The following is a 1,971-nucleotide window of genomic DNA, read 5'->3' as shown; positions in this document are numbered from 1 at the left end:
ATCCGGGCAACAAAGCCCGTCCTTAAGTTGCGAATCGTCATGAGCAGACAGTTCGGCAGCGTCGTTATCATGGCGCTAGCGCTGGGCATGGTGATGTACGGATCGACCTTCGTCATCCCGCAGTTCCTGTCGCTTATCGCCGACTATAATGCCCTCGAGACCGGACAGGTTATTTTTCTCATGGGCGTTCCTGCCTTCTTTGTGATGCCATTCGTACCGTTTCTGATGCGGTTTGTCGATATCAGGCTGGCCGTTGGCGCTGGCCTCGCGCTTATGGCTGCTAGCTGCTTTGTGAACACCAGTCTCACAGTGGAATCCGCAGGCGAAGCCTTTACTACCGGTCAGCTGCTGCGCGGGGTGGGGATGATCTTTGTCATGCTCTTTCTGAACCAAGCCGCCATTACCTCAGTCAGCAAGGAGGATGCTGGAGATGCCTCAGGCATCTTCAATGCTGCGCGAAACCTCGGTGGCTCATTCGCTCTGGCGGCCCTGACGTCGTTCCAGGACCAGCGCATGTCACTCCACAGCCGACGGATGGAGGAAACGCTGTGGGCAAACGATCCAAGCGTGCAGGAGTATATCGCGGGGATGTCTCATACTCTGGGAAATATGGACGCCGGCCTTCAGTCGCTCGCTGGCACTATTCAGCAGCAGGCGTTCGTCATGACCTATAACGACATATTCTTGACGATGGCGGTAGCGACTTTTGTGACGCTCCCGTTCGTGTTTTTCCTTCGCCCGCTCCCCAAGGGGATGTCGCTGACGATGCATTGAGGTGGTAATGGCAAAGTTAAGTGGTCTCATCCTTCCGCTGCTCCTTGGTGGATGTGTGGTCGGCCCGGACTATTCCGGACCACCAGAGCTCGGCCAAGCCGCGCCGCGGCCAACATTCGTTCGTCAACCAGCAGATGCGTCGACCAGCGAGCCTGAACTCGCCGAATGGTGGGCGACGCTGCAAGATCCGGTTCTCGATGAGCTCGAGCGGCGCACTCTTGTCGCGAATCCCTCGATTGATGTTGCGCAGGCCCGACTTCGCCAAGCCCGTGCGTCTGTACGCCAGGAGCGAGCAAACCGCCTGCCGACGGCTGGTGCTCAGGGCGCGGCCATATTTGCCGATCTTCCCGGGATCGATCTCCAGACCAGTCAAGGAAGTAGTACTCCTACACCCACACCTGTTCCGGCGCCTTCATCCGCCCAGGATGCCGACACGTCTCTGCGTTTCTACAACCTTGGTCTGAACGCAAACTGGGAAATAGATCTTGCGGGCGGGCAGGTGCGAAAAATCGAAGCGGCAAACGCGCTGGCGGCGGCAGCGGCGTATAATGTTGCAGACGCAAAGGTCCAGCTCAGCGCTGAAGTCGCGCAGACCTATACCAATCTTCGTGACCGGCAGCAGCGCGCCGCCGCTTTTCGCGAAGGTCTCGACATTCAGCGGCAGCAGCTCGCCCTAGCCCGGCAGCGTTTCGGGCAAGGCACAATCCCGGCCTTTACTGTCGGCCAAGCGAACCGCGCGGTTCAGGCCACGATCAGCGATCTCGCCGCAGCCGATGCTGAGATCGTAATATATATGAATGCGCTAGCGGTTCTCGCCGGTGAAGCGCCGGGATCTCTCGATCCGCTATTGACGCCACGGCGCGATATCCCGATGCCCCCTGCGCGGGTGTCGATCGGAGACCCTTCGGCGCTCCTGCGCCGCCGTCCCGACATCCGCGCTGCGGAGCGCAATCTCGCTGCCACAACTTCCCGGATAGGAGTCGCGGAAGCAGCTCGTTTTCCGAAAATCAGCTTCATGGGGATTCTCGGGATTGGCGGCACGTCGATCGGAGACCTGGTAGATCTGGGCAATATTTCCAACATCGCCGTCCCTCAGCTGCAATGGGGCTTGCTCGATTTTGGACGAACGTCAGCGGCGATAGCACAGGCACGCTCTGGTCGCGATGAAGCCGAGGCACAATATCGGCAGGTAGTGCT

General features: G+C 59.2%; 2 protein-coding genes. Both read left to right on the top strand.

Annotated elements, in window-relative coordinates:
* A partial coding sequence (locus SxD43FB_RS23435; protein ID WP_141249634.1) for an MFS transporter occupies positions 1 to 774 on the top strand: 774 nt, incomplete at its 5' end.
* Positions 775 to 781: 7 nt separating this feature from the next.
* Positions 782 to 1,971, top strand: a 1,190-nt coding sequence (locus SxD43FB_RS25035) for an efflux transporter outer membrane subunit (protein ID WP_141249633.1), incomplete at its 3' end; no start/stop codon positions are given.

The sequence above is a fragment of the Sphingobium sp. D43FB genome, from assembly GCF_002312805.1.
Taxonomy (GTDB): domain Bacteria; phylum Pseudomonadota; class Alphaproteobacteria; order Sphingomonadales; family Sphingomonadaceae; genus Sphingobium.
This window is presented reverse-complemented; position numbering and strand designations above follow the sequence as displayed.